1 protein-coding gene is annotated in these 1,379 nt (G+C 60.5%); it reads right to left on the minus strand.

The window, feature by feature from the left end:
- Window positions 1-187 precede the first annotated feature (187 nt).
- Complete coding sequence (locus tag DVH23_RS23190) at window positions 188-1,333, minus strand: ISH3 family transposase (RefSeq protein WP_114579693.1); 1,146 nt, start codon at window positions 1,331-1,333, stop codon at window positions 188-190.
- Window positions 1,334-1,379 lie beyond the last annotated feature (46 nt).

Here is a 1,379-nt window from a genome sequence, read left to right on the forward strand (position 1 = left end):
CTCAGTCGATCACACCAGTGACCGCACGAATGCATCGAGAACATGCTGAACCGGTCTGATCCGTGTTCGGATAGTGTCGAGGAATTGGCAAAGACGATGATCAGCACTGGACAGTCGCTGTCGGCGGCGATCCGCCGCCGACGCGACAGTGTTTCCACTCACGACTGCCGCCCCAATTCAGGGACAGCTACCGGAAGAACCGGTCGTCGAGGGGTTGATTCGCTGGAACAGACCTGCGAACGCCAAGTGCTGTCCAGGCAGCGCGCAGCACCATCTCACAGAACTCCGTAAATGACCAGTCCCAGAGGCGGCGCCCCCCACGGCGGGGCGCCGCCACGTACTTCCAGTGGAGATACCGCCAGACGTTCTGCAGCAACAGACTCACGACGAACAGTACGAGTCGGAGCCCAGCGTCTCGAGAACTGGTCAGAGCGAGGCTCTGCTTGGCTAATCGGTAGCTCGATTCGATGCCGAAGCGTTTGCTGTAGTGTTCTCGAGCTTCTCGTGGGGTGTCGATGAACGGCGCGTCAGCGGCGTAGCCGTGACGCGCCACCCCGTGTTCGTCGTAGCGACCTCGCTGGTAGATGCAGTCGATGAACACGGGGAACGTCACCCGCCCGGCGAGTTCGTGCTCGATCACGCGGCTCCAGCCGCTGCTGAGTTCGTCTTTGATCGTCTCACCCCATTTGACGATCGGTATGACGAACGCGTAGTTGTGGGCGTACAGCAATTCGAGGCAGCCGCTGTTGTAGAAGCCGCGGTCGAGGTAGACGGCCTTGACGCGCAGGTCAAGGCCGTCGAGAAGCGTCAGGAACTCCCCGAGGACCTCGCTGGTGGTCTCGCCAGCGACCAGCTGGCGGACCGCCAGCGTATACCGCTTGTTGCGTACCCGCGCGTAGAGCGTGACGTAAGCGTGAAACGCCGTGGTTCCTCGTTTGGCCTGCGAGAAGTACAGCGCCTCCGTCTCGTCCTCGTCACCGTAGTAGGGATCGAGGTGGAGGTCGGCGACGACCTCCACCGGTCGATCGGGAAGCGTCTCGAGGGTATCTCGTTGAAGGAGCGTGTTCCCGACCGCCTCAACAGCGTCCAGGTCGAACTGATCGGTGAGATGGTCACGGACAGTATTGGCGTGAGGTGAATCGTCAGTCGTCTCGCAGACGTGATTGATCGAGGTCCCGCCGGCGCTGGCGCCGGCGAGGACCTCGTACAACTCATCAGCGGAGACCTCTACGTCTTCTCCGAGATCAATCGGGAGATCGTCTCCGAGGCTGTTGACGACAAAATTAAGCAGGTGCTCTTCCTCTACCTTGTTGTCTGCTTGGGTAGGCTTCACACCGCATCCAAGCAGACGCTTACTCTAACCCGATGTGATCGACTGA

Origin of the sequence: Saliphagus sp. LR7, assembly GCF_003344565.1 — an archaeon.
Classification (GTDB): Archaea; Halobacteriota; Halobacteria; order Halobacteriales; family Natrialbaceae; genus Saliphagus; species Saliphagus infecundisoli.